The 26,480-nt window shown below is 64.4% G+C and carries 23 protein-coding genes; 8 read left to right on the top strand and 15 right to left on the bottom strand.

All coding sequences use genetic code 11. From position 1 onward, the window contains the following. The first annotated feature begins 75 nt into the window (after nt 1-75). From B3361_RS08040 to B3361_RS08030, 3 genes are all read left to right on the top strand, one after another. A complete protein-coding gene (locus tag B3361_RS08040) occupies nt 76-1,035 on the top strand; it encodes a hypothetical protein (protein ID WP_054904237.1) in 960 nt (319 codons plus the stop codon). Continuing rightward, nucleotides 1,032-4,211, top strand: a complete 3,180-nt coding sequence (locus tag B3361_RS08035; protein WP_286920160.1) for a T6SS effector BTH_I2691 family protein — start codon at nt 1,032-1,034, stop codon at nt 4,209-4,211. The genes B3361_RS08040 and B3361_RS08035 overlap by 4 nt, the downstream gene beginning before the upstream one ends. A gap of 164 nt (nt 4,212-4,375) precedes the next feature. After that, a complete protein-coding gene (locus tag B3361_RS08030; protein WP_286920158.1) occupies nt 4,376-4,981 on the top strand; it encodes a DUF6708 domain-containing protein in 606 nt (201 codons plus the stop codon). A 102-nt stretch (nt 4,982-5,083) separates the two neighbouring features. On the opposite strand, the gene B3361_RS08025 is transcribed toward B3361_RS08030, so the two are convergent. The 14 genes from B3361_RS08025 to B3361_RS07960 all read right to left on the bottom strand — a co-directional run bounded on the left by B3361_RS08025 (nt 5,084) and on the right by B3361_RS07960 (nt 19,097). Next, the gene (locus B3361_RS08025; RefSeq protein WP_009683157.1) at nt 5,084-5,779 is read right to left on the bottom strand and encodes a response regulator; all 696 of its coding nucleotides are present in this window, start codon (nt 5,777-5,779) and stop codon (nt 5,084-5,086) included. After that, on the bottom strand, nt 5,776-8,430 hold the full coding sequence (locus B3361_RS08020) for a sensor histidine kinase (protein ID WP_054904239.1): 2,655 nt from the start codon (nt 8,428-8,430) through the stop codon (nt 5,776-5,778). Before B3361_RS08020 ends, B3361_RS08025 begins: the two co-directional genes overlap by 4 nt. Before the next feature lie 3 nt (nt 8,431-8,433). Then, entirely contained in the window at nt 8,434-8,997 is a 564-nt protein-coding gene (gene kdpC, locus B3361_RS08015) for a potassium-transporting ATPase subunit KdpC (protein ID WP_047149930.1), read from the bottom strand. Nucleotides 8,998-9,007: 10 nt separating this feature from the next. Further along, a complete protein-coding gene (gene kdpB, locus B3361_RS08010) occupies nt 9,008-11,062 on the bottom strand; it encodes a potassium-transporting ATPase subunit KdpB (RefSeq protein WP_054904240.1) in 2,055 nt (684 codons plus the stop codon). 9 nt (nt 11,063-11,071) lie between these two features. Then, nucleotides 11,072-12,766: a potassium-transporting ATPase subunit KdpA gene (gene kdpA / locus B3361_RS08005; RefSeq protein WP_054904241.1), complete on the bottom strand. Its 1,695-nt coding sequence runs from the start codon at nt 12,764-12,766 to the stop codon at nt 11,072-11,074. 9 nt (nt 12,767-12,775) lie between these two features. Then, nucleotides 12,776-12,865: a K(+)-transporting ATPase subunit F gene (gene kdpF, locus B3361_RS08000; protein ID WP_033690477.1), complete on the bottom strand. Its 90-nt coding sequence runs from the start codon at nt 12,863-12,865 to the stop codon at nt 12,776-12,778. Nucleotides 12,866-13,040: 175 nt separating this feature from the next. Continuing rightward, nucleotides 13,041-14,093, bottom strand: coding sequence for an AI-2E family transporter (locus tag B3361_RS07995; protein WP_054904242.1), 1,053 nt, complete (start codon nt 14,091-14,093; stop codon nt 13,041-13,043). Between the two features lie 12 nt (nt 14,094-14,105). Further along, on the bottom strand, nt 14,106-14,900 hold the full coding sequence (locus B3361_RS07990; protein ID WP_047149932.1) for a DUF4892 domain-containing protein: 795 nt from the start codon (nt 14,898-14,900) through the stop codon (nt 14,106-14,108). Between the two features lie 108 nt (nt 14,901-15,008). After that, nucleotides 15,009-15,863 (bottom strand): alpha/beta hydrolase, encoded by an 855-nt coding sequence (locus B3361_RS07985; RefSeq protein ID WP_009683168.1) that lies wholly within the window; start codon nt 15,861-15,863, stop codon nt 15,009-15,011. After that, nucleotides 15,860-16,648 carry an alpha/beta fold hydrolase gene (locus B3361_RS07980; protein ID WP_054904243.1) on the bottom strand — a complete coding sequence of 263 codons (789 nt, stop codon included), beginning with the start codon at nt 16,646-16,648 and terminating at the stop codon, nt 15,860-15,862. Before B3361_RS07980 ends, B3361_RS07985 begins: the two co-directional genes overlap by 4 nt. 71 nt (nt 16,649-16,719) lie before the next feature. Beyond that, complete coding sequence (locus B3361_RS07975) at nt 16,720-17,127, bottom strand: hypothetical protein (RefSeq protein WP_371105749.1); 408 nt, start codon at nt 17,125-17,127, stop codon at nt 16,720-16,722. Nucleotides 17,128-17,244: 117 nt separating this feature from the next. Next, nucleotides 17,245-17,703 carry a phosphohistidine phosphatase SixA gene (sixA, locus tag B3361_RS07970; protein WP_054904245.1) on the bottom strand — a complete coding sequence of 153 codons (459 nt, stop codon included), beginning with the start codon at nt 17,701-17,703 and terminating at the stop codon, nt 17,245-17,247. Then, nucleotides 17,700-18,047, bottom strand: a complete 348-nt coding sequence (locus B3361_RS07965) for a DUF4389 domain-containing protein (protein ID WP_029887739.1) — start codon at nt 18,045-18,047, stop codon at nt 17,700-17,702. The genes sixA and B3361_RS07965 overlap by 4 nt, the downstream gene beginning before the upstream one ends. A gap of 24 nt (nt 18,048-18,071) precedes the next feature. Continuing rightward, a complete protein-coding gene (locus tag B3361_RS07960) occupies nt 18,072-19,097 on the bottom strand; it encodes an NAD(P)H-dependent glycerol-3-phosphate dehydrogenase (RefSeq protein ID WP_009683173.1) in 1,026 nt (341 codons plus the stop codon). A gap of 157 nt (nt 19,098-19,254) precedes the next feature. Here B3361_RS07960 and B3361_RS07955 point away from each other — a divergent pair, with 157 nt between their 5' ends. The 5 genes from B3361_RS07955 (at nt 19,255) to fabB (ending at nt 26,179) form a co-directional block, all read left to right on the top strand. After that, a complete protein-coding gene (locus B3361_RS07955) occupies nt 19,255-21,402 on the top strand; it encodes a TonB-dependent receptor plug domain-containing protein (protein ID WP_154211390.1) in 2,148 nt (715 codons plus the stop codon). Continuing rightward, nucleotides 21,402-22,292, top strand: coding sequence for an ABC transporter substrate-binding protein (locus tag B3361_RS07950; RefSeq protein WP_009683175.1), 891 nt, complete (start codon nt 21,402-21,404; stop codon nt 22,290-22,292). The genes B3361_RS07955 and B3361_RS07950 overlap by 1 nt, the downstream gene beginning before the upstream one ends. Continuing rightward, nucleotides 22,289-24,223, top strand: a complete 1,935-nt coding sequence (locus tag B3361_RS07945; RefSeq protein ID WP_029887742.1) for an ATP-binding protein — start codon at nt 22,289-22,291, stop codon at nt 24,221-24,223. The genes B3361_RS07950 and B3361_RS07945 overlap by 4 nt, the downstream gene beginning before the upstream one ends. A gap of 208 nt (nt 24,224-24,431) precedes the next feature. Next, entirely contained in the window at nt 24,432-24,947 is a 516-nt protein-coding gene (gene fabA / locus B3361_RS07940) for a 3-hydroxyacyl-[acyl-carrier-protein] dehydratase FabA (protein ID WP_008089108.1), read from the top strand. A gap of 11 nt (nt 24,948-24,958) precedes the next feature. Beyond that, nucleotides 24,959-26,179 carry a beta-ketoacyl-ACP synthase I gene (gene fabB / locus B3361_RS07935; RefSeq protein WP_029887743.1) on the top strand — a complete coding sequence of 407 codons (1,221 nt, stop codon included), beginning with the start codon at nt 24,959-24,961 and terminating at the stop codon, nt 26,177-26,179. 94 nt (nt 26,180-26,273) lie between these two features. Here the strand turns inward: fabB and B3361_RS07930 are convergent. Next, a partial coding sequence (locus tag B3361_RS07930) for a hypothetical protein (RefSeq protein ID WP_286920157.1) occupies nt 26,274-26,480 on the bottom strand: 207 nt, incomplete at its 5' end.

Genomic DNA, 26,480 nt, shown 5'->3' with positions numbered 1-26,480 from the left:
AGACTCCAGTAACTGCCCACTGAAGCGATTCCTCGCTAGATTCGCGCTCGCCATCCAGAAGAAAAGGAACTTCTCATGTCGAGCCAAGCCGCACGCGGCTACCAGCAGTCGGTGGATGACTTCGCGCAGCGGCACCGCCACCCCGATGAAGCTTTTTACCTGCTGCTGGCCCCCTTCGCTGGCTGCCCGGGCGGGCACCCGCTGGACATCGCCATGCTGGCCGAGGCGCTGGGCAGTGACGCCGTAACGCGCATCGACAGCAGCGGCCTGGTGCAGGCCCCTGAACGCTGGCCTGCGCTGGTGCGGCTGGCCCGCCCCGGCCAGGCGTGCGGCGCGCTGGCCGCATTGAGCGCAACCTACGCCGCCCGAGAGGCTACGGCCACCTGGCACTACGTGTGTGCCTGGCTGCTCAGCGATCAACCCGCCGAAGCCATTGCCCGGCATATCAGCCAGCAGTGCCATGTGCTGCATCAGCCCGCCCCGCATGGCATCACGGCCTGGTACGAACCCGTGAGGCTGGCGTTGCTGCGCGTCACCCTGAACAATGCTGGCGCAGTACTCGGGCCGATTCGCAGCTGGCTGCATCCCGATGGTTGCGGCAGTTGCACGGTGCTCGAACGGCCATCGCCGGCTGGCGAGCTGCGCATCACCCGGGAAGTCCGCGCAACCCAGAGCGTCGCGCCACAGATCATTCAGTTGCTCAGTGCCTGGCATCGCCTCGCGACCGCGCAAACTGGCGCCACCCGTGGCCAATGCCCAGGCTCATCCGGCTTGCCGGCCAACGCGCCCGTCCATGTCATGAACCTGATGATCAGGGCCTTCAAGCAGGGCCTGCGCGACCGTGGCGATATCCAGTGCATGTGCCTGCACCTGCTCATGGTCCACCCCTTGCTGCTGCAGCACCCGACCATCCAGCGCGACGTGGCACAGGCGGTGGCTGGCCAGCAACGCCTGGCCGCCTGCTTCGCCCGCTACGGCGACAGTGCCTGGGCACGCATCGTCGCCGACCTGCCGCAGGCAGGAGGCTACTCATGAGCATCAGTGCAACCATCCATGCCGCCATGCAGGAAGAGATCCCCAACAGCCACGGCGGCTGCAACGCCTGCGGGCGTATTGGCCTGCCCATCCTGCTGCTGCGCGAGGCCTATGCCCCGCGCCCCGATGCCGGGCACCTGTTTCGCTGGGCCAGTGACAGCGAAATCACCTACCACCCGATGCATACCGACCAGCTCCGCCTGTTACGCCAGGGCTACGTTTACGTTCTGCTCGACCAGGCCACCTGGCAGGCCTACGCAGTGGCGGCCGATGCCAGCTTGCAGCGGTTTCCGGTATCGCAGATGCCGCTGGGGCCACCCAGGCCATTGCCCAAAGGGTGTGCCACCGCAGGCCATGACGTCATCGCCTCGTTCATCAACATCGACACGTCGCTGTACCGCACCGCCTGGGTTGCCTTCGCCAACGATCCGTGGCCGCGCACCGTGCTCGACCGCTACCGCAAAGGCATCGCCCAGTCAGACCCGGCCACCCTCGCCCGCTTCGTCGAAGTCGACCTGCACCGTGCATGCAACGACCCCGCCAGCCTCGGCATCGCCATGACCGACAGTTTCCGCTTCGGCATGGAGGGCGTGCTCGAGTTCTCCACCTTTTCATCGGCCCGGTTCACGAGTGCTCACGGCTTCTACAGCCGTTTGGGTCGGTGGTCCGAAACCCACAACTATCTGCGTACCGTCATTGCCCGGGAACAATTGCCAAACGGTGTGCTGGCGCTGACCTTGCCCGACCCCGTCGGCATGGTGGTGGAACTGAACGCCCAGCGCACAGGTTGGGTCCAGGCCATGCAGGCATGGCGCGCGCAGCCGCAGCGGCACTTCGAGTACTTCACCTCCCAGGCGTTGCTGGGCATCCAGCAACTGCATGCTGCCACGGCCGCCGCGCAGGGCGCCGAGGCAGCTGAGCGTGAGGCACGCCAGGTCGAACAGTGGAACGACAGCCCCGTCGGCATCAAGGCGCACCTGCCGCCAGTGGATATCGCAAGGCAGACCCGCCGCTACACCGCCCGCAACCAGGAGCATGCCCGGGACCGCTTGCAAGCGCGCTACGACGAAAGCGCCCGCGCGGCGTTCCAGGCTGGCTACGACCGTGAACTGAACCACTGGCAGTCGATGATCGACCAGGTTGGCCAGCTGTACGCGCTGCACTACGCCCAGCCGGCGTTTCACCAGATCGGTCGCTTCGACTACGACGCTGCCGACCCGGTCTCGGTCGAGTACTTCATCCAGATGATGGCCGACTGCCTGGCCGGGGGCCCTAGCGAACTGATGCCCGAGGAAGGTCAGCCGCTGGGTATGACGCAGCTCGTCTGGCAGCAACTGCTGGAAGACGAGCACAGCTTGTTGTACCAGGCGCTGATGGCCAGGAACCAGACGCTGCTGCAGCACGTGATCGGCGGCTTGGCAGGCGACGACTTCGGCAAGGTCTACGACATCATCAAAGCCATCGCAGGCACCCCCGAGGGCCAGTTGCTGATGGTCAAGCCGCTGCAGGATGCCGTCGGTCAACTGCTGGCCGCGACCACCAGCGCAGGGAATACGCTCGCCCAGCACCTCAGCGAACGCAGCCGCACCCTGGTCGGCCATGTGCACCGTGCGGCTTTCGCGCTGTATGCCGGGCAGCACGTAACCCCGCTGCGCGTTTCATTGACTGTCGGCGAGTACCTGAGCGTGCTCGACGAGGCCCTGCAAATCCGTACCGATGCATTTCTGCAGCAGGTCGACCAGCAGTTCCGCGACCCCGTGGGGCGCAAGGTCCGCGCCATGGTGCTGAGCGGCGCAATCAATATCGCCGCGGTCGGTAACCGCAACCAGATGATCGACGTGGTGCTGTGGACATTCGAGAGCGCCGAGCAATTACAGGCACGGTTGGTCCAGCTGAGAACGTCGACGGCCGAAGGTTTCGGCGCGCTGGTGCGCAATGTGGCGATCGGTGCAGCCTCGGTAAAGGCACAGGTGTCTGCCGGGCTGCAGATCAGTTCGATGGCGGCGCAAAGCGTGGCCAGCGATGCAATGCGTAGCCTGCGGGATGCGGCGACCGGTACGGGCAGCGTCGGCCTGCTGCTTGCGCTGGGCGGGCTGTGGTTCCAGCAGGACAGCCTGCGCAGAAATTACCGGGCGTTACAGCAGACCCATCAGCACAACCCCGAGGCGCAGGCGGCGGTCTGGTCTTCATCGCTGGGGGTGCTGGGTGCCAGTGTTGAGGCCGCAGGACTGGTTGTTGCGCAGGTATTCGCACGTACACAGCGCCCTGGGCAGATACTAACGGCGGGTTTGGGCATCAGTATTGCGCGGTACGGCGGCGGCATCGCGGCGATGGCTGGTGTTATGGATGCCGTGCAGTACTGGAATGCCGGCCTTCGAACTGGCCGTGAAGGTGATGAGTCAGCGAACTTCTTCTACAATCGCGCAGCCGCAGCAGCAGGATTCTCTGCTAGCGCCGGTATTTTTAGCGCCTTATCGGCAAGCTCACCTCTCATCGTAATAGGCATTAGTGTTTTACTTGGACTGGCTGCCTACACACTAGCGACAAAGGCAAAAAACCTTGAGTCTTCATTGTTAGAGCTATGGGCACGACACAGTAGATGGGGAATGCCAGAAGGCCATCGACGCTGGATCGACGAACGAGACATCGACAACGCAGTTAGCGCATTCAATGCAGCAGTCATTGGTCTATACGCTCACGTTTCTATCGAAACGAGATTTCAATCCTCTCACACCGCAAAAACGCCATATTTAGCAGAAACGATGCTCAATGACGGAAATGCTGTGGCGGCAGGTTTCTATCTAGACGTAGATCTCAGTCTGCCGAAGCCGACCTCCGAATTGACGGAGTACGAATGGTATCTTGTAATAATCCCAGCACGCGTTGGCGGACCATGCCGCATCGCTGCTTATAGCTCAGGCAATGGGATAATCGAATACAATCCAAGAGCTTTAGAAGGTGTCCTCGCTGAGCCTGTAAGGCTCGATCAGCACTTTACATTCAGACCCCTCGACAGAACCATTAGCATCACTGGTTCACTCCCACTGTTGGACAACCACAACATAGAGGGGGTAGAGCTGACGCTGATCTATTGGCCCAACAGACACGACAAATCAAACTATGCAAAAGTGATAACAATGGAGAATAAAATTAATTCTACCTGGAGTATCTTCTAATGCCCCGTCCGCTACTAAACCCTCCCTGCGCTGGTTGGACGGAAGACCTTCCCCTGCCCGATGCCCCCTGCACAAGTGAGCCAGGCTTAGGTTATCAATCCCCAAATCACCAAGATCCTATCTATCTCGAAATAGCTAGAGCTACAATTGGAGCCAGGGAACTAATGGTAATAATCTCACTACCCCCGATTATTTTCACCGCATACCTACCCATCGACATATTAGAAGTCCTCGATCATTTTAATTTTGAACTCATGATTGTTAGCATTTTTTCATTAGTCAGCGGAATATGGGGATCCGTTTTTTTCATTCGAATCAGTCTTTCCCCTCCCCGTGACGAACCCATTCGTTTCAATCGGAAACGAAAAAAAATCTACGCCTACAACTTTAAATACTGTTGGTGGAACCCCTTTGGAACCTGGAAAGTCGAGCCAGTCTGCTACGACTGGTCGCAAGTGCGCGCCGAGCGCTGGTTTCAGCGTGGCCTGCCGGGAAGCGGTGCGCCCAGTTTCAAATGTGGGGTCATGCTGTCCATCGTCGCACCCGGAACGAACAATGTCATCGACCGGTTTCCCCTGAGTACCATGGGGGCGGATCAACATGCCTGGGCTTACATCTGCACTTACATGCAGCATGGCACCAGCGCCTTACCCCCCCCTGGGGAGCCGAAGGATCACAACGACGTACTCTGGTGTGAGTTCGCCTTGCGCCTGGCCCCTAAAGTGAAATGGCCAGCCGAAATGGACCTGGAGTCAAGAACAGCCCCTTGAAGTCACCCGATGCTCAATTCACCGGGCGAAGAACCTGTTCCCCCCCCAGGCAGCCGCGTGGTTGGCGCTGCGTGGTCCAGCCGCAACCAGCGCGACTTTCCGCTAGGCAACAGGCGCCACCAACCTGTACCCCACTCCCGCCTCGGTGATGATGAAGCGTGGCGCCGTAGGGTCATCGCCTAGTTTCTGGCGCAGGTGCCCGACCACGATGCGCAGGTAATGGGTATCCTCCACATGGCTGGGCCCCCATATATCCTTGAGCAACTGCTGCTGGGTCATCACTCGCCCCGGGTGCCCGGCCAATAACGCCAGCAGCGCGTACTCCTTGCGTGTCAGCGCCACCTCCACGCCCTCCAGGGTTACCCGGCGAAAGGCGAAGTCCACCGTCAACGGCCCGAAGCTGGCTTTCACTTCCGAGCCCCCGGCTTGCGGCACCTGGCGCAATAACGCACGGACCCGGGCGAGAAATTCCTGGATACCGAACGGCTTGGTCACATAGTCGTTGGCCCCACCATCCAGCGCATCGACCTTCTGCAGCTCACTGGCACGCACTGACAGCACCAACACCGGGACCGAGCTCCATTCCCGCAGCTCCCGCAACACCTGCTGGCCGTCCATGTCAGGCAGGCCCAGGTCCAGCACGACCAGGTCCGGCTTGCCCAAGGCCGCCTGGGCCAAGCCTTCGGCACCGGTAGCCGCCTCGAGCACCTTGTAGCCTTGCGAGGCCAGGCTGATACGCAGGAATTTGCGGATCTGCGGTTCATCGTCGATAACCAACAGGGTGGCGGGCTGGCTCATGGGCTTTCACTTTCGGCTGCAGGTTGCGGGGGCAGCGGCAAGCATAAAGTGATGCCGGTGCCCTGGCCATCAATGCCTTCGCCCACCAGGATCTGCCCGCCATGGGCACCGATCATGCCCTGGCAGATGGCCAGGCCCAGGCCAGTCCCCTGCCCGCCGCGATCGCCACGGGCGGCGGTGTAGAACATGTCGAAGATCTTTTCGCGCTCGCCCACGGGAATGCCCGGCCCCTGGTCGCTCACGGTCAGGCACAGCCGCTCGTCCTGCACCGCCACCCGCAGTTCCAGCCGACCATTGGCCGGCGAGAAGCGCGCAGCGTTCTCCAGCACATTGACCAATGCCTGCTCGATCAATGCCGCATGCACGAACAGCAGCGGCAGATCGCCAGGCACGTCGGTGTGCACGCGAAGCGGCGCCAACACCACGCGCAGGCGGTTGAGCGCACTGCCAACGATATCGGCTGGCGCCACCCAGTCGCGGGCCAGCTTGAGGCCACCGTGCCCCAGGCGTGTCATGTCCAACAGGTTCTGGATGTAGCGGTCCAGGCGCTCGGCCTCGTCGCGGGTGCCCTCCAACAGCTCGCGGCGGTCGTCGAGCGGAATCGCTTCGCCCAGCGCCAGCAAGCTGTCGATGCTGCCGCGCATGGCCGTCAATGGGGTGCGCAGGTCGTGGGATACCGAAGCCAGCAAGGCACTGCGCAGCTGCTCGGTCTCGCCATGCAAGCGCGCGGCTTCCAGTTGTTCGGCAAGGCGGGCACGGGCCAGGGCCTGGGCCAGCGGCTGGCCAAGGGCGATCAGCAGGCGCCGACGCGGGTCGCTCAGCGGCTGGCCTGAGCGTGGGCGCACGCCCAACAGCGCCAGCGGTTGCTCATCCACCGCCAGTGGCCACCACCACCAGCGCCCCTCCGGCAGGGTGTCGCTGCCGTGCCCGGCGGCCTGCCCGTGTTGCCAGGCCCAATCGGCGGCGGCCCGCTCGGTGGCGCTGAAGCCCTGGTGCTCGCCGCTGGCCACCTGCAGCTGGCCATCGGCAGTGCGCTGCAGCAGGCACACTTGCAGGTCGCGCCAGCCGCCCAGGTGCTGCCCGGCGGCGTTGAACACGGCCTGGCGGTCAGTGGCCACCGTCAGCCTGCGCGACAGGTCGAGCAATTGGCTGGTCTGCGCCTGGGTTTCGCGCAGCGCCTGCAACTGGCGGCGCTGGCGGGCGGCCAGGTTGCCGGTAAGGGCGGCCATCAGCAGGAAGAACACCAGCGTCAGCACATCTTCTTCGCGCTGGATGCTGAACGAGAAATTGGGCGGAATGAACAGAAAGTCATACGCCAGGAACGACAGTGCCGCGCAGGCCAGGGCCGGCCCCAGGCTGCTGCGTACCGCCACCAGCAGCACCGCGGCCAGAAACACCAGCGAGATGTTCGGCAGTGCCAGCACGCTCGACACGGCCCAAGCCAGGCCTGCGGCCATCCCGGTGGCCAGCAACGCCAGCAGGTAGTGCCGCCAGACCCACACCCGGCGCACCGCCGAACGCGGCGCCGAGGGCTGTACATCGCGGTCCAGCACGTTGATTTCCAGCCCATGGCTTTCACGCAACAGCCGGGCAGCCACCCCTGCACCGAACCAGCGCCGGTGCACACGGTCGCGCGACTGGCCGACCAGTACCAGGCTGGCGCGCCGCTCGGCCGCATGCTGGATCAGCGTGCGCGCCACTTCACCGGCACGCAGCAACACCACTTCGCCTCCCAGGCGCTCGGCCAGTTGCTGGGCCGCCTGCAGGCGCTGGCGGGCTGCCTCGTCACGCAAACGGCCGTTGTCCACATGCACCAGGCTCCACGGCAAGTGGCGGCGCTGGGCCACGCGGCTGGCGTGACGCACCAGGCGCTCGGCCTGGTCATCGCCATCCACACCGACCAGCAGCCGGCCGCGCAACGCGGGGGCTGCCTGCCCGCGCTGGCGGTAGCCATGGGCCAGGTCGGCATCGACCTGGGCGGCTGCCGTCTGCATGGCCAGTTCGCGCAGAGCGGTGAGGTTGGTTTGCGAGAAAAACGCATCGATGGCGGCCCGCGCCTGCTCGGGCACGTACACCTTGCCTTCACGCAAGCGCTCCAGCAACTCACGCGGTGGCAGGTCGATCAGCACCAGCTCGAAGGCTTCCTGCAGCACCCAGTCAGGCAAGGTTTCGCGCACGTGCACGCCGGTGATGTCGCGCACCTTGTCGTTGAGGCTTTCCAGGTGCTGCACATTGACCGTGGTGTACACGTCGATGCCCGCGGCCAGCAGCTCCTGCACGTCCTGCCAGCGCTTGGCGTGGCGGCTGCCGGGGGCGTTGGTGTGCGCCAGCTCATCGACCAGTGCCAAGGCTGGCGCACACGCGAGCAGGCCGTCGAGGTCCATTTCCTCAAGGGTGACCCCCCGATACTGGCTGCGCAGCATGGGCTGCTGCAACAAGCCGGCAAGCAGCGCCTCGGTTTCGCCACGGCCGTGGGTTTCGACCACCCCGGCCACTACCTGCACGCCCTGGCGTTGCTGGGCATGCGCGGCTTGCAGCATGGCGAAGGTCTTGCCCACCCCCGGCGCAGCACCGAGGAACACCTTCAGCCGGCCACGGCCGGTGCGCGGCAGGGTAGCCAACAACGCGTCTGCACGCGCGGAATCACTCATGTTTCATCCTTTGCTCTTGCTGGCGAGTTTCTCCAGGGCCCGGTTCAACGCCAGCACATTGACCACCGGCGGGCCGATCAATGGCCTGAGGGTGGCCTCTTCCTGCAAGGCTTGCAAGCGCGCCACGGGCAACTGCCGCGCCGCTGCGACCCGGGGAATCTGGTAGGCCACCGCCGCCGGTGGCAGGTGCGGGTCCAGGCCGCTGCCCGAGGTGGTCAGCAGCGCCTGCGGTACCGGCCCTTGCTGGGCCTGGTACAGCAGCGCCGCATCGCCCTGGACCCGCGCCACCAGCGCCGGGTTGCTCGGCGCAAGGTTGCTGGCGCTGCTGGCCACGGTGGCGTAGGCGCCTGCCGAAGGCCGTGAATGGAACCAGCCATCGCCCTGGAAGTTCTGGGCAATCAGGGCCGAACCCCGCACCTGGCCCTGGTCATCACGCACCAGGCTGCCGTTGGCCTGTACCGGGAAAGCCACCTGGGCGACCCCGGTCACCACCAGGGGGTATAGCGCGCCAGTGATCAAGGTCATCGTCAAGGCCAGGCTCAAGGCAGGGCGTAGATAAGCGTTCATGGTGGCCTCCTCAGACCAGGTGCAGGGCGTTGAGCAACAGATCGATCAGCTTGATGCCGGCAAACGGCACCACGATGCCGCCCAGCCCGTAGATCAACAGGTTGCGCCGCAACAGGTGGGCAGCGCTGGCCGCCTGGACCCGCACACCCCGTAGCGCCAAAGGAATCAGCACGACGATGATCAGGGCATTGAACACGATGGCCGAGAGGATCGCGCTTTGCGGGCTGGCCAGGTGCATCAGGTTGAGCACCCCCAACTGCGGGTAGATGGCAGCGAACAGCGCCGGCAGGATGGCGAAGTACTTGGCCACGTCATTGGCGATGGAAAAGGTGGTCAGCGCCCCCCGGGTCACCAGCAACTGCTTGCCGACCTGCACCACGTCCAGCAGCTTGGTCGGGTCGCTGTCCAGATCGACCATGTTGGCCGCCTCGCGCGCCGCCTGGGTGCCGTCATTCATGGCCATGCCCACGTCGGCCTGGGCCAGCGCCGGGGCGTCGTTGGCACCGTCGCCGCACATGGCCACCAGGCGGCCGTCGTTCTGCTCCTGGCGAATGCGCGCCAGCTTTTTCTCCGGCGTGGCCTCGGCCAGCACATCATCCACCCCGGCCTCCGCTGCGATGGCAGCAGCCGTCAACGGGTTGTCACCGGTCACCATCACGGTGCGGATACCCAGCTTGCGCAATTCGGCGAAGCGTTCGCGGATGCCAGGCTTGACCACGTCCTTGAGGTGGATCACCCCAAGCAGGCGCTTGTCCAGGCACACCAGCAAGGGCGTGCCACCGCTCTGGGCGATGCGTTCAACCTCACGGGCCAGCGCTGGCGGCATGTCCAGGCGCTGCATGCCGACGAATGCCAGCACCGCATCGACGGCCCCCTTGCGGTAGCGGCGCTGCTGGAAGTCGATGCCCGACAGGCGCGTTTCGGCACTGAACGCCACGGCTTCGTAGTGCCCGGCAGGGGGTTCGACAACGGCATGCAACTGACGCAGGTACTCGACGATCGACTTGCCTTCTGCGGTATCGTCGGCCAGCGAGGCCAGCAGGGCACCCTCCCCCAGTTCCCGCGCGGTTACGCCCGGCGCGGCGTGCAGTGCGCTGCAACGGCGGTTGCCGAAGGTAATGGTGCCGGTCTTGTCGAGCATCAGGGTATGCACGTCCCCGGCCGCTTCCACGGCACGGCCCGAGCGGGCGATCACGTTCAACCGTACCAGCCGGTCCATACCGGCAATGCCGATGGCCGACAACAGGCCACCGATGGTGGTGGGGATCAACGTCACCAGCAAGGCAGCGAGAAAGATCAGCGGCAGGCTGCCGCCGACGAAGTGGGCGAATGGCTGCAAGGTCACCACCACGATCAGGAAGATCAGCGTCAGCCCGATCAGCAGGATGTCGAGGGCGACTTCATTGGGGGTTTTCTGCCGCTTGGCACCTTCGACCAGGGCAATCATGCGGTCCAGGGTGGACTCGCCCGGGTTGCTGGTGATGCGGATCAGCAGCCAGTCGGAAACCAGCCGGGTGTTACCGGTGACGGCCGAGCGGTCGCCACCGGATTCACGAATGACCGGCGCCGACTCACCCGTGATCGCTGCCTCGTTGACCGCTGCGATCCCTTCGAGCACCTCACCATCGGCGGGGATCATTTCACCGGCCACTACACGCACCACATCGTCTTTGCGCAAGGCGCCGGCAGCTACCGTTTCATAGTGGCCGTCACGCTGACGGCGCTGGGCGGTCAAGCCTTGGCTGCCGGCCTTGAGGCTGTCGGCGCGGGCTTTACCGCGCCCTTCGGCAAGGGCTTCGGCAAAGTTGGCGAACAACACGGTGAACCACAGCCACAGGGCAATCTGCACGGCCACGCCGCGGCTGACGCCACTGCCAGGGGCAAAACACAGTACCGTGGTCAGCAGCGCCGTCACCGCCACCACCAGCATGACCGGCGAGCGCTGCAACTGGCGTGGGTCGAGCTTGACCAAGGCCTGTACCAGCGCTGGGCGCCACAGCGCCGCAAACCGGGTCTGGTCTTTGGCACTGTGCCGGGCTTTCATTTCAGGAATGGGCATATTCATGGTCGATCCTCAAAAACCCAGGCTCAAATGTTCGGCGATCGGCCCAAGGGCCAAGGTCGGCAAAAATGTCAGGCCACCGACCAGCAGGATGGTCACCAGCAGCAGGCCGGTGAACAGCGGGCCGTGGGTGGGGAAGCTGTTGACTCCAAGGGGCGCGGTCCTCTTGGCCGCCAGGCTGCCGGCCAAGGCCAGTACCGGCAGGATGTAGCCGAAGCGGCCGATCAGCATGGCCAAGCCGATCATCAGGTTGTGGTACACCGTGTTGGCACCGAACCCGGCGAACGCCGAGCCGTTGTTGGCGGCACCCGAGGTGTAGGCGTACAGCAGTTGGCTGAAACCATGCGCCCCCGGGTTGCTGACCGCCCCCGCCGGGCCGGGCAGGCTGGCAGCGATGGCGCCAAGCACCAGCACACCCAGCGGCATCACCAGCAGCGTGGCCACCAGCAACTGCACCTCACGGGCCTGCAGCTTCTTGCCCAGGTACTCCGGCGTACGACCAATCATCAGCCCGGCCAGGAACACGGCGATCAACACGAACAGCAACATGCCGTACAGCCCTGCGCCGACACCGCCAAAAATCACCTCACCGACCATCATGTTGACCATCGCCACCATGCCAGTCAGCGGGTTGAGGCTGTCGTGCATGGCATTGACCGAGCCATTGGATGCGGCAGTGGTGGTCACGGTCCACAGCACCGAAGCGGTAGTCCCGAAGCGGCTTTCCTTGCCTTCCATGGGGCCGCTCTGCTGGACCTGTTCGCCTGCAAGCGCCGGGTTGGGCTGGTGCTCGGCCCACAGCGCCGTGCTGCCGCCAATCAGGAACAATGCGAGCATGCAGGCAAGGATGGCGCGGCTCTGGCGCAGGTCCTTGACGTAGTGGCCGAAGGTGAACACCAGGGCCGCCGGAATGAGGATGATCGATGCCACCTCGAACAGGTTGCTCCAGGCCGTGGGGTTCTCGAACGGGTGCGCCGAGTTCACGCCGAAAAAACCGCCGCCGTTGGTCCCCAACTGCTTGATGGCGATCTGGCTGGCGGCCGGGCCCAACGGGATGCTCTGGTCGGCACCTTGCAGGGTCAACGCGTGGGCATAGTCGGCAAAGGTCTGCGGCACGCCCTGCCATACCAGCAACAGCGCCAGCAACAGGCACAACGGCAGCAAACCGTAAAGGGTGGCGCGGGTCATGTCGGCCCAGAAGTTGCCCAGCGTTGCGCTGCTACGCCGGGCAATACCGCGGCACAGCGCGACCAGCACGGCCAGGCCCGTGGCGGCGCTGACGAAGTTCTGCACCGTCAGGCCAAGCATCTGGCTCAGGTAGCTGACCGACGCCTCGCCGCTGTAAGCCTGCCAGTTGGTATTGGTGACGAAGCTGACGGCGGTATTGAATGCCAGCGACCATTCCTGGCCAGGCAGGTGCTGCGGGTTGAGGGGCAGGTAGCCCTGCAACAGCAATACCGTGAACAGAAGCAGGAAGCCGGCCAGGTTGAAGCTCAGCAACGCCAGGGTGTACTGGCGCCAGTTCTGCTCTTGGCGCGCGTCTACCCCTGCCAGCCGGTAGCAAGCCTGCTCGACCGGGGCGAGTACGGGTGACAGCCAGGTGCGCTGGCCTTCCATGACCTTGAAATAGAAACGCCCTAGCCAGGGTGCCGGCAGTAGCACCAGGGCGAAGAATGCCAGGAGCAAGGCGTAGTCGTAACTGTGCATGGCCGCTCCTTAGCCGCGATCGGCGCGCAAAAGCGCCACCAGCAGATAAAACGCCAAGGCCACTGCCAGTAGCAGTGACAGCCCGTCGAGCATGTTCATGTGTGGTTCTCCCCGAGATGCGGCTTGGGCCGCTTTGGGGAATTGTCCGAGGAAGGGGTGTAAAGGAACGAGATGGAGGGGCAGCGAGGGGTATAAAGAATGCGTAAAGATCAGGGTGTCGAGGCGGCGGCGCGGCCCGCTTCGCGCACGCCTGCGCGAAGCGGGCCCGTACAGGCTAGTGCTGGGGCGGTTGCTCTACGGCGTTACGGCTCCAGTCCAGCAACAGGCTGTAGCCGACCGCCAGCAAGGTAGGCCCGATGAACAGGCCAATGAAGCCGAACGCCAGCAGGCCGCCGAACACGCCCAGCAATACGATCACCAGCGGCAGGTTGCCGCCCCGGCTGATCAGGTAGGGCTTGAGCACGTTGTCCACGCCACTGATGACGAACGTGCCCCAGATACCGAGGAACACCGCCATGCCGTACTCGCCCTTCCACACCAGCCAGGCGGTGGCCGGGATCCAGGCCAGTGGCGGCCCCATGGGAATCAGGCTGAGCATGAAGGTCACCAGGCCGAGCACAATGGCCCCCGGCACGCCGGCGATCAGAAAACCGATCAACGCCAACAGCGCTTGCGCCGCGGCGGTACCAATCACCCCGTTGACGACCCGCTGCACGGTGGCGGCCACCAGCTCCAGGTAGTACGCGGCACGCTCGCCCATCAAGCGGTGCAGCAGGCGCAGCACGAACGCCGACAAACGCGGCCCGTCACGGTAGAAAAAAAACACGAACACCAGGCTGAGTGTGAGTTCCAGCACGCCGCTGCCGATTTGCGCGCTGCGCGCCAGCAACCAGTTGCCAACCTGCCCCAGGTGCGGTTTGACCGAGGCCAGCAAGGCTGCCCCCTGCTGGTCCAGCGACTGCCACCAGCTGACCAGGCGCTCGCCCACGAACGGCAGCCCCCCCAGCCAGGCCGGGGCATCTGGCAGGCCGTCGACCTGCACGTCACGGACGAACGCGGTGGCATCACGGATGTGGTCGGCCAGGTTGAAACCCAGCCACACCAGCGGTAGCGCCACGATCAGGATCCAGGCCATGGTCAGCAGGCTGGCCGCCAGGGTCTCGCGCCCCCCCAGTACCCGTGTGAGCAGGCGCATCAACGGCCAGCTGGCAAAGGCCAGGATAGCGCCCCACAGCAATGCCGATATGAACGGTGCCATCACCCAAAGGCCGGCCCCCAGCAACGCCAGCAACAGAATCTGGACCAGCAGGCGATCATTGTTGACCATCGCAGCACCCGCTCAACGAATCAGTTCAAGGTGCAAGCCAGTGGTAGGCGCAGTGCCCACTTCAAGGCGACCGTTGCGCACCCCGGCCTTGATCAGCGCCTCGCGCCAGGCTTCGGCCTGAACGCCGCTGAGGCTGGCACGCAGGGTACTGTCGAGGTTCAGGCTGCGTGCCAGCAGGTTGGCCCAGGCAGGCTGGGGTGCCGCTAGGTCCGGGTAGTCGAGCTTGCCGGTATCGCGCATTTCACGCAGCACCGTGGCCGCCGTGGGCAGCAAGTCGCCCAACGGGCTGTCGGCGACGAACTCTTCCACATGCAAATACGCACGGCGGTTGCCGCGGGTAACGCTGTACAACGCAACCAGGGTGTCGGCCTGTTCTGCCGAACGGCGCAGCAGGATGAACGCCTGTTGTTCGTCCCCCCCGTTGAGGCGGGCATTGGCAAACACCTCGTTGGCCCACAGGCTGGCCTCGCCGCAATCGCGGCCCTGGCACCAGAACAGCGGGTAACCACCGTCGCGCTGCAGCGCCTCGCGGGCGCTGGTGAAGGCTTCGCGGGCGGTGCGTTCGACCGGCAGCTCGTAGGTGACCGAGCTGACCTGGCCACGGCTTTCGACCTTGTCGTCAACCCGCAGGCGGCCGCTGATCTTGCGCAATGGGCCCAGCGGGTAGACGCGCTCCTGCTCCACGGCCGGGCGCTGGTCGACCACGTTGGCGTCTGCAGGCACCGGCAGGCTGCCAGCCCACAGCAGCGGGCTGGCCAATGCCAGGCAGGCAGCTGCAACGGTGCGGATGGACAGGGGCGCGCTCATCGGCGACCCAGGCGGCGCCGTGCGCCGAGGTGAAGCTCCAGGTTGTCTGGCAATTGCATGGTTGTCTCCCTTTCAACCCGCCAAGCCTCGACACTTGTCCGGTGCAAGTCAAGCAAAGCCAAAGAAGCGATTGAAACAGTCTGCGACAAGGGCCGCGCCCTGCTCATCGTTCAAGTGCAGGTGGTGGCCACCCGGCAGTGTCATTTGCTCAAAGGGTAGCTGCTCCAGCAATGCGGTATGGCGCACCAGCATCCCGTCGGCGGCAATCACCAGTTGCGCCGGGCAATTCACCCGGCGCACGTAGGCCATGGCCTGGGCGTCGCTCAGGCGCAACGGCGAAGGCAGGGTCAGGCGGCTGTCGCTGCGCCAGCTGTAGCCCCCGGGCACCGGCATCAGCCCGCGCTGCGCCAGCAGTTCGGCCGCTTCCCGGCTTACCGCGACCATGCCCTTCATGCGCGCCTGCACACCTTGCTCGAGGGTGGTGTACACCGATTTGCGCTTGCCATCCAGGCGCAGCTGCGCCAGCAACGCCATGCCCAGGCGCTCACCGGCATCCTGCTCGGCGCCGGTGGGTGGGATAACGCCGTCGATCAAGGCCAGGTGGCTGACCCGCTCCGGCAACGCACCGGCCACTTGCACCGCAATGATGGCGCCGAGCGAATGGCCCAGCAGGGCGAAACGCTGCCAGCCCAGTTGCTCGGCCACCCGCAGTACATCGTGGGCGTAGTCGGCCAGGGCATAGCTGGCCCCTGGCGGGCGGTGCTCCGAATAGCCATGCCCGGCCAGGTCCAGGGCAACGATGCGCAAGCCGCGCAACAGCGGCGCCAGGCGGGCGAAGCTGTTGGCGTTGTCCAGCCAGCCATGCAGGGCGATCACCGGCAGACCGTCCACAGGCCCGAACAGATGCGCGGCCAGTTCGATGTGGCCCAAACTCAGGCGAACTTCCTCGACCTGCGCGCTCATGCCTGGCCCCAGCGGTCGAACAGGCCCTTGAGCAGGCTGGCGGTATCGGCAGGCCGCTCCAACGGGAACATATGCCCCCCTGGCACACTGTGATACTCCCCTTGCGGCATGCCACGCACCGCCAGGGCATGGTGGCGCCGGATGACCTTGCTGCGGTCACCGCGCACCATGGCCAGCGGCACCTGCAACTGTCGCGCCGGGGCGGGGCTGGTATGCGGGATACTGCGGTAGATGCTGATCTCGGTGGCCGGGTCGAAGCGCAGTTGCAGGCCCTGCTGCATCGCCTGTAGGCCATGCTCTATGTAAGCGTCCAGGCAGTCGGGGTCGAACTGGCGAAACAGGGACTTGCCGGCGAAGTACTCACGGGCACTGTCGCGGTCCGTGAAAAGCTGACGGCGCCCCAAGGTGCGCCCGGCCGGGGTGATGCGGTCGATGAAGCCGAAGCGCTTGGCGGTGCGCAGCAACCATTGGTCTGCACGGGTCAGCACAGGCGAGTCGAGCATGACCACCCCACGGTAGTACTCGGGGCAGCGCAACGCCGCGTGCAGGTGCAAAACCCCACCCAGCGAATGGCCTACGCCCCACACCGGCTGCTCCTGCTGCGCCAGGTGGTGCAGCAATTCATCGACCAGGCTCTGCCAATTGTCATCCACCGGAAAGCGCGGGTCATGGCCGTGCTGAGTCAGGTGTTGGACCTGATAGTCCGGCGCCAACGCGGCGAACAGCTTGCCGTAGGTGGCCGAGGGAAAACCGTTGGCATGGGCGAAAAAGATCTGCTGCGACATGGCGCCTGATCCGGACGGGAATGATGGCCCATTGTCGGCATGGCGAGCCGGTTCGGCAATGCCCGGAAAGGTCATCGGCGGCGGCTATCAGGCCATGAAGCGTGGTCGAAACTCTCCAGTGAACGGCGAAGGCAGGCCTGCATGTAGGCCAGTTGGCTCTGCAGCGCCTCACGGGCCAGGCGCTGGTCCTGGTAATCCAGCTGCAGCCGGCGCAGGGCCAGGCAGCTGGACTGCAGCAGATGGGATACCCGCAGGCAGGCATCCTGCAGGGTCTGCAGGTCGTGCTCGCTCTGTGGCCGGGCGATCGGCCCCGGCACCGTATAACCCTCGACCTTGCGCATCAGCTGGTAGAACTTGGCGTCGGCAGCCTCGCGCAGCAGGCTGTACTGGGCGAAGTCCAACGAAACGCCTTGGTCAACCTGGTCTATGGTGGGTTGCAGGTCCAGGGAGCACAGCAGCTCCCACATCGCACCGCTCATGCATCGCTCCCTGACTGCTGGTTTTCGGGCAACGCTATCAAGCAGTCGACGCGAGGGACAACTGGCAAAAATGTCAGTTGCCATCTCGGTGTATTGGGGCCCCAGGTCCCCGCAAGCTCAGGCAGGGGCGTTGAGCGCCTTCAGGGTCATCAGCCCGGCCAGGGGCCATTCCCCTTCCAGCTCGGCCAGGCTGGCCGTGCTCATGGCCGCTGGCTGTTGCAGGTGGCCATGTTGCAACAGCCCGACCAGGTTGCCCACCAGCGGCTGATGGCTGACCAGCAGCACATGCTCCAGCCCCAGCCGCTCGATTGCGCCGATGACCTGCTGCACATCGGCCTCTGGTGTGAGCCAAGGCACGGTGCGCAGTGGCTCGGCAAACCCCAGGGTCTCGTGCACCAGCGCCGCAGTCTGCTGGGCCCGCACATAAGGGCTGGCGATGATCGCCTGCAATGGCTGCCCCAGCAGATGGGCAGCGCTGCGCACCACCTGCTCGCGACCATGCGCAGTCAGGCGCCGTTCGGCATCGCTGTTGGCCCGCAGTTCGGCCTCACCGTGGCGCAGTACCCACAGTTTCACAGCTTGGGCTCCTCGTCCCGCACGGGGTGCGGGGCCGGGGCTACGGCGTGCGGCGCCTCGCCTTCCGGCGCACGCGCTGCTGGCCAATCGGCGAACGGCCAGGGTTTCTGGTCGGTATGGAAGGTGCCGAAACGGCCGATCTGCGCCAGGTACTGGCTCAGGCTGTCGCCGAAATTCATCAGGCTGGCGCTGGGTGCGCCATACACCAGGCGGTAGACCAGTTGCACCAGCACCAGGCCGCCCAACAGCAATTCAGCCAGTTGCCAAACCACCAGGAACACCAGCATCCACAGCACCCGCAGGATGATCGACTCGCGTTGGGCGCGCTCCGGGGTATCGTTCATGTACCGCTCCTTGCTCTGTTCGGCTCAGTTGAAGCCGCTGATGGAAATGAAATCGACGTCGGTCTTGGGCTCGGCACGCATCAGGTGCTCGATGACCTGGTTCAGCGTGCGGCCCTCGAACAGAATGGCATGCAGGCCCGCCACCAGCGGCATGTACACCTGCACCTCCTGGGCCTTGGCCTTGAGCACCTTGAGCGTGTTGACGCCTTCGGCCACTTCGCCCAGGCGGGTAACGGCCTCCTCCAGGCTCTGGCCCTGCCCCAGTGCGAAACCCACCTGGTAGTTGCGGCTTTTGGGGGACGAACAGGTGACGATCAGGTCACCGACCCCGGCCAGGCCCAGGAAGGTCATGGGGTTGGCGCCCAGGCTGACGGCAAAGCGGGTCATTTCGGCCAGGGCACGGGTAATCAGCATGCTCTTGGTGTTTTCGCCCATGCCCAAGGCCACGGCCATGCCGGCGATGATCGCATAAACGTTCTTCAGCGCCCCGCCCAGCTCCACGCCAAATCGGTCAGCACTGGCATAAACGCGGAAGGTACGCCCGTGCAACACCGTTTGCACCTGCTGGCACAGCGCTTCGTGTTCGCTGGCCACTACCGTGGCAGTCAACGCGTGCTCGGCAATTTCGCGGGCCAGGTTGGGCCCGGACAACACGCCGATGCGTGCCTGGGGGGCGATCTCTTCGAGGATCTGGCTCATCAGCTTGAAGCTCTGCGCCTCGATGCCCTTGGTCAGGCTGACCAGGCCCTTGCCGCGCAACAGCTCGGCATGCGGCGCCAGCACGCTGCGCAATGCGCTGGATGGCAGGGCCACGAACACCAGCTCGCTGGCTTGCAAGGTGGCCAGCAGGTCATTGACCGGTTCCACCCCGTCGTGCAGGCGAATGCCCTTGAGGTAGCGCGGGTTTTCACGATTGACACGCATGGCCTCGGCCTGGGCCGGGTCGCGCATCCATTGGCGCACCGGCACACCGTTTTCCGCCAGCAGGTTCGCCACGGCGGTGCCGAAGCTGCCGCCGCCCAGAACTGCAACAGGTTGCTGTTCAGTCATATTCAATCCGTTAAAGCCATAAAGTAAGTGGCGACCGGCGCATTATAAAGCCAAGCTGCAAGCTTCGAGCTACCGGCAGCGAGAAAAGCCTGGCGCGGCATGCCTGCAGCCAGAAGCTTGAGGCGGGTCACTGGCAATTGCGCCAAGGTCGGTTACCATGCCTGTTTCCATCCTGAGACAAGGCTGCTCTGTGTTCCCTGGCACGCCCCCTTTCCCGCGTCTGCTCATATTGACCGCCCTGCTCGGTAGCCCGGCCGTGGCCGAGGATCTGTTCATCGACAACACCGACCTGCCCCAGGTTCTGACCGCCACGCGCCTGAAACAGTCGCCGGCAGCGGTACCGGGCAGCATGACCGTCATCGACAGCGAACTGATCCGCGCCAGCGGTGCCCGTGACATCCCCGAGCTGCTGCGCCTGGTACCGGGCATGATGATCGGCTACGGCGCCGGCAACCAGCCCACGGTCAACTACCATGGCAGCAACGCCAGCGACGCGCGGCGCATGCAGGTGCTGATCGATGGCCGCTCGGTGTACCGCGCCGGCCTGGCCACGGTGGACTGGAGCGACATTCCCCTGGCCATGGAGGATATCGAGCGTATCGAGGTGTTCCGTGGCCCGAACACGGTCAGCTATGGCGCCAACGCGCTGATGGCCGTGGTCAACATCCTGACCCGCAACCCGGCCGACAGCCATGGCACGCGGATGAAACTGACCCGCGGCCAGGATGGCATCAACGACTATTACCTCAGCCACGGCTTCGGCTGGGAGGGCGGCGACATGCGCCTGTCGGTATCGGGCCAGCGCGACGACGGCTTCGACGAGAACCAGTTCGGCCAGGACTACCGCGACAGCCGCCGTTTGAACCGCTTCAACCTCAGCGCCAGTCACACCCTGGCCAACGACCAGACCCTGGAATGGCAACTTGCGGCCAAAGAAGGCAGCAATCAACGGCCCTACACCTACCAGCCGGTTTTCCAGCAGTACGAAGCCGGCAACAACGCCGACGTCAACGCCAAGGACTACGCCGGCTCGCTGCGCTGGACCAAGGAATTCAGCGCTGAACACAGCCTTTATGTTCAGGGCTCGGCGCAACATTTTGACCGCCAGCAAGTGTGGCGCGCCTGTGATGCGGTGCAGTCGTTCAGCCCCGAGCTGACCCAGCTCTGGCAACTGAACCCGAACTTTGCCGAAAGCGTGGCGCGCGGCATTGCCACAGGTGCCCCCCTGGCCACGAACGACCCGGCCCTGCAAGGGCTTTTGCAGAAAGTGCAGGAGCAATGGCAGAACGGCGGCAAGCAACAGGTATGCGGCGATGTTGACCAGAGTACCCGCGAAACCCGCTACGACCTGGAAATCCAGGACACCCTGAGCCTGACCGACAGCCTGCGCCTGCTCAGCGGCATGAACTACCGCTATGACCGGGCCGATTCGCAGACCTACTTCAACGGCAGCGTCGACGACCAGACCTGGCGCCTGTTCGGGCAACTGGAATGGCGCGCCGACGAGCACTGGATCCTGCAGGGCGGCGCCATGTTCGAGGACTCGCAGCTGTCCGGCAGCTCGCTGACCCCGCGTGTGGCGGTCAACTACCTGATCACCCCGCGCCATGGCCTGCGTGCGGTGTATTCCGAGGCCGTGCGCTCGCCCGACATGTTCGAGAACAACGTCAACTGGAGCTACACGGTCAAGAACCTCACGCCCAATGCATTCGGCCTGCAAAACGGCGAATACTTCGTCAAGACCCGCGGCCCCGGCGACCTCGAGCAAGAGCGCATGCGCTCGCGCGAACTGGGCTACAACGGCTATTTCAGCGACATCGACCTGAGCATGGACGTGAAGCTGTTCTACGACGAGATCACCGGCATGATCAGCGAGCCGCTGCGCAACAACCAGTACATCGCCAGCAACGCCAACAAGGCCCGCTTCAGCGGCAGCGAGGCACAACTGGACTGGCGCCCTACCCTGCGCGACCGCCTGCGCCTGACCTACGCCTATGTCGATGCCTGGGCCAGCAACCCCGACGATCGCCGCCTCAGCGCCCGCAACAGCGGTTCGGCCGGGTGGATGCGCGACTGGGGTGCAGGTTGGTCGAGCGCGCTGTTCTACTACGGCGACGATGCTCTCAACGCGTACCGCTACGAGCGCCTGGACCTGCGCCTGGCCAAGCGTTTCCGGGTATATGGCAGCAACCTGGAGCTGGCGGCGTTGTGGCAACAGCGCCTGGACGATGAGCCGACCACGGCAGTCCAGAACCGCTACGACAGCCGCCACCGCCTGAGCGTCAGCGCGGAGCTGGAGTTCTGATGAGCCTGCTGTTGCGCCTGCTGGTACTGTGCCTGTGGCCGCTGGGCCCATTGTCGGCCAGCGAGATCCTGCTGATCGGCGCCGAGGACCAGCCCGGCATCCGCAGCTTCGTGGCGGCGCTGGAAAACCGCAGGCCGCACGACCATGTGCACTTCCAGACCACCGCCGACTTGCCATCACCAGGCAAACTCAAGGCCGACCAGCGCCTGATCCTGCTCGACAACCCTGCCCTCGATTGGCGCCTGAGCGAAACCGCCGGGCCACCGGCCTTGGTCATGCGCGTCAGCCGCGTTCAGGCTGAGCAGCGCCTGGGAAAGTCGCGCCCGGCGTTTCTCACCTTCCTGTGGAATGACGCGCCACCGGCCCGTCAGTTGCGCCTGGCGCGTTACTTGCTGCCCCAGGCACGGCGTATCGGCGTGCTGTACGGCCAGCACAGTGGGTTTCTGCTCGAGGAACTACGCCATGCGGCACGGCCGCTGGGCCTGGAAATCGTAGCCCAGGACTGGTCCGACCCACGCGACAACCGGCCATTGCAGCACCTGCTGGGCAACAGCGATGTCCTGCTGGGGCTGGACGACCCTGACCTGTACAACTCCAAGACGGCAAAGAACCTGCTGCTGAGCAGCTATGGCCGGCAGATGGCGCTGATCGGCCCCAACGCCGGTTTTGTCCGCGCCGGCGCACTGGCCAGCACCTACAGCGACCAGGATGACTGGCTGGCGGAACTCGACCAATTGCTCGACCAGCCCCCGGCGCGCTGGCCGCGCAGCCTCTACCCCAAGCGCTACAGCGTCAGCGGCAACCAGCAAGTGGCCCGGGCCCTGGGCCTTGAACCGATCGATCCGAACGCCGCCGCCCAGGTACTGGCCGAAGGAGAACCCACCCCATGAGCAGCAAACGCCTGAGTTGGGACATTCACACCCGCACCCAGATCATCAGCCTTGGCCCCGCGCTGCTGCTGACCTTGCTGCTGATCAGCTTCTTTACCTTCGTTCGTATCCAGGACCTGCGCCAGGAACTCAACCACACCGGGCAATTGATCGCCAACCAGCTGGCACCCGCGTCGGAGTACGGGGTGATTTCCGGTAACAACGAAGTGCTCGAGGGGCTCATGCGGGCCACCCTCAGCATCCCGCACGTCCGCTTCCTGGAGGTACAGGACAGCCGCAACCACATCCTGGTCTACGTGGAGCAGTCCGACGAAAGCGCCAACCGCGCGCAGCAGGTCGAAGTGTTCCAGGCGCCCATCCGCCTGCAGCAGATACGCCTGGACAACGATTTTCTGCAACAGGGCAAAGCCAACACCCCGGCCATCGGGGACGACTACCTGGGCCGGGTGATCGTCGGCATGTCCGATGACGCGTTCAGCCAGCGCCAGCAGGAAATCGTGATCAAGGCGGGCATCCTCGCGCTGTTCGCCCTGCTGTTCACCTTCCTGCTGGCTCGCCGCCTGGCCCTGAGCCTGGCCAAGCCGATCAGCGACATGGGCCACGCGGTCAAGGCCATCCAGCAAGGCAAGTACAACACCCCCTTGCCGGTGGTAGACGACAGCGAGCTGGGCCACCTGGCGCGCCACATCAACAACCTGGCCAGCGCCCTGGAGCAGGCCAGCGCTGAACAGCAACAAACCATCGCCGAGCTGATCCAGGCCCGCGAAGAGGCTGAACAGGCCAACCGTGCCAAGTCCGATTTCCTGGCGATGATGAGCCACGAGCTGCGCACCCCGATGAACGGCGTGATGGGCATGCTGCAATTGCTGGAAACCACCCCGCTCAGCAACGAACAGGCCGATTACACCGCCGTGGCCAGCGAGTCCACCGGGCACCTGCTGAAAGTCATCAACGATATTCTGGACTTCTCGCGCATCGAACGCGCCGCGCTGCAACTTGAACACATCGACTTCAACCTCGGCGAGCTGATCACCAGCAGCGTCCAGTCCTTCCAGCACAGCGCCCAGCAACGCGGCCTTGGGCTGCACCTGCAACTGCCGGCCGACATCGGCCAGTTGCAGGTGAACGGCGACCCTACGCGCATCCGCCAGATCCTGCTGAACCTGGTGGGCAACGCGCTGAAGTTCACCGAACGCGGCCAGGTGCAGGTCGAGGCCCGCTGGCAAGTGGTTGATCGGCAGTTGATCTGGCTGACCTGCAGCGTGCGTGATACCGGCATCGGTATCGACAGCGACCGCCTGGAAATGATGTTCGTCGCGTTCCAGCAAGCGGACAGCTCGATTTCCCGCCGCTATGGCGGCACCGGGCTGGGGTTGTCGATCGCCCGCACCCTGGCCGAGCGCATGGGTGGCAAGCTGCGCGGTGAGAGCCATGTGGGCCAGGGTTCAACGTTCACCCTGGAGATGCCGTTGGCCCTGGCCAGCCAGGCGCCAGCGCCACTGCCGCACCCACTCGACCCGCCAGCGGCCGCTGCAGAGCAGAAAAAGGTGCTGTTGGTCGAGGATAATCCGGTCAACCAGAGTGTCATAGAAGCCATGCTGCGCAGCCTTGGGCTGGCGGTGTGCACCGCTGCAGACGGCCTCGAGGCGGTCGACCTGGTGGGCCGCCAGCGCTTTGCCGCGGTGCTGATGGACTGCCGGTTGCCGCACATGGACGGCTATGAAGCCACCCGCCGCATTCGCCAACTGGACAACGGCACAGGCCTGCCGATCATCGCCCTGACCGCCAACGCGCTCGACGGCGACCGCGAGCGATGCATGGCCGCCGGCATGGATGACTACCTGAGCAAACCCTTGCGCCGCAGCGAACTGCAGCGCGTGCTGCAACGCTGGTTACCCGGCCAGACAACCGCGACTGGCGATAAATGCTAAAGTGCGGCAGTCTTAAACACTGGACAGGACCTTCATCGGCCCTGAAAATAGACGTTTCAGTGCACACCTGTACTTCTTTCACCAGGTGCGCTGTGACTTTCACCACAACGCAATAGTCTACCTGTAGGCTACCGCCCCGAAGCCGTTGGTTATTCGGGTCGGTCGGGAAGATTCATCCCCTGCCACAGGGGGTTATTGAGGAGCTCGCATGACCAAACAACACGCCTTTACTCGGGAAGACCTGCTGCGCTGCAGTCGCGGTGAGCTGTTCGGCCCAGGTAATGCGCAACTGCCCGCGCCGAACATGCTGATGGTCGATCGCATCACCCACATCAGCGAAGAAGGCGGCAAGTACGGCAAAGGTGAGTTGGTCGCCGAGCTGGATATCACCCCGGACCTGTGGTTCTTCGCCTGCCATTTCGAAGGCGACCCGGTCATGCCGGGCTGCCTGGGCCTCGACGCCATGTGGCAGCTGGTCGGTTTCTTCCTCGGCTGGCAGGGCCTGCCAGGCCGCGGCCGCGCCCTGGGTTCGGGCGAAGTGAAGTTCTTCGGCCAGGTTTTGCCTACCGCCAAGAAAGTCACCTACAACATCCACATCAAACGCGTCCTGAAGGGCAAGCTGAACATGGCCATCGCCGATGGCTCGGTCAGCGTTGACGGCCGCGAGATCTACACCGCCGAAGGCCTGCGGGTCGGCGTGTTCACCTCCACTGACAATTTCTAAGGGTTATTCGCATGCGCCGCGTCGTTATCACTGGTCTGGGCATCGTTTCGTGCCTGGGCAATGACAAAGCTACCGTCACCGAAAACCTGCGCAACAGCCGTCCGGGTATCCGTTACAACCCGGAATACAAGGAAATGGGGCTGCGTAGCCAGGTTTCCGGGTCCATCGACCTCAACCTCGAAGAATTGATCGACCGCAAGGTCTACCGCTTCGTGGGCCACGCGGCTGCCTACGCCTACCTGGCCATGCAGGACGCGATCAAGGATTCCGGCCTGACCGAAGAGCAGGTGTCCAACCCGCGTACCGGCCTGGTGGCTGGCTCCGGCGGCGCCTCGACCCTGAACCAGATGGAAGCGCTGGACACCCTGCGCGAGAAAGGCGTCAAGCGTGTCGGCCCTTACCGCGTTACGCGCACCATGGGCAGCACCGTTTCGGCGTGCCTGGCTACGCCGTTCAAGATCAAGGGCATCAACTACTCGATCTCGTCGGCCTGCGCCACTTCGGCTCACTGCATCGGTACCGCCCTGGAGCAGATCCAGTGGGGCAAGCAGGACATCGTCTTTGCCGGCGGCGGTGAAGAAGAGCACTGGAGCCAGTCGTTCCTGTTCGATGCCATGGGCGCCCTGTCGACCAAGCGCAACGAAACCCCGGAACTGGCCTCCCGCGCCTACGACGCAGACCGTGATGGCTTCGTCATCGCTGGCGGCGGCGGCATGGTGGTGGTCGAGGAGCTGGAACATGCCCTGGCCCGTGGCGCCAAGATCTACGCCGAAATCGTCGGCTACGGTGCGACCTCCGACGGTTACGACATGGTTGCCCCGAGTGGCGAAGGCGCTATCCGCTGCATGCAGCAGGCGCTGTCTACCGTCGACACCCCGATCGATTACCTGAACACCCACGGCACCTCGACCCCGGTCGGTGACGTTGCCGAGATGAAAGGCGTTCGCGAGGTATTCAAGGACAAGGCGCCGAAGATCAGCTCGACCAAGAGCCTGTCGGGCCACTCGCTGGGCGCCGCGGGCGTGCACGAGGCGATCTACTGCCTGCTGATGATGGAAAACAACTTCATCGCCGGCTCTGCCAACATCGACGAGCTGGACCCGGAAGTGGCCGACCTGCCGATCCTGCGCAAAACCGAAGAAAACGCCAAGATCGACACGGTCATGAGCAACAGCTTCGGCTTCGGCGGCACCAACGCCACCCTGGTGCTCAAGCGCTGGGAAGGCAAGTAAGGCGCCCTGGCAGTAATCAGAAACGCCCCGACTGGTTCGGGGCGTTTTCTTTTGTGTGGCCTGTACTGGCCCTGTCGCAGGCAAGCCCACAGGATCAGCACAGGGCCTGAGTGCTGCGCTGTACCTGTGGGAGAATGGTTTCTGGCACGGGTAGCCGCAGCATCTTCAGCGCCTGTGAGATTGAGCGCCGCCCGCGCGGCGCATCGCGAGCTGCGGTCGCTGCTTGTATGTTGTGACTGGCCTGGCGGGAGAAGATATTCTCGTCAGGCTGAAGAAGCACTTCCGGGGAGGCCGATCGCTC

This window comes from Pseudomonas sp. UBA6699, assembly GCF_002454615.1.
Classification (GTDB): domain Bacteria; phylum Pseudomonadota; class Gammaproteobacteria; order Pseudomonadales; family Pseudomonadaceae; genus Aquipseudomonas; species Aquipseudomonas juntendi.
The sequence above is the reverse complement of the archived record's forward strand: the minus strand, read 5'-3'. Positions and strand labels throughout refer to the sequence as shown.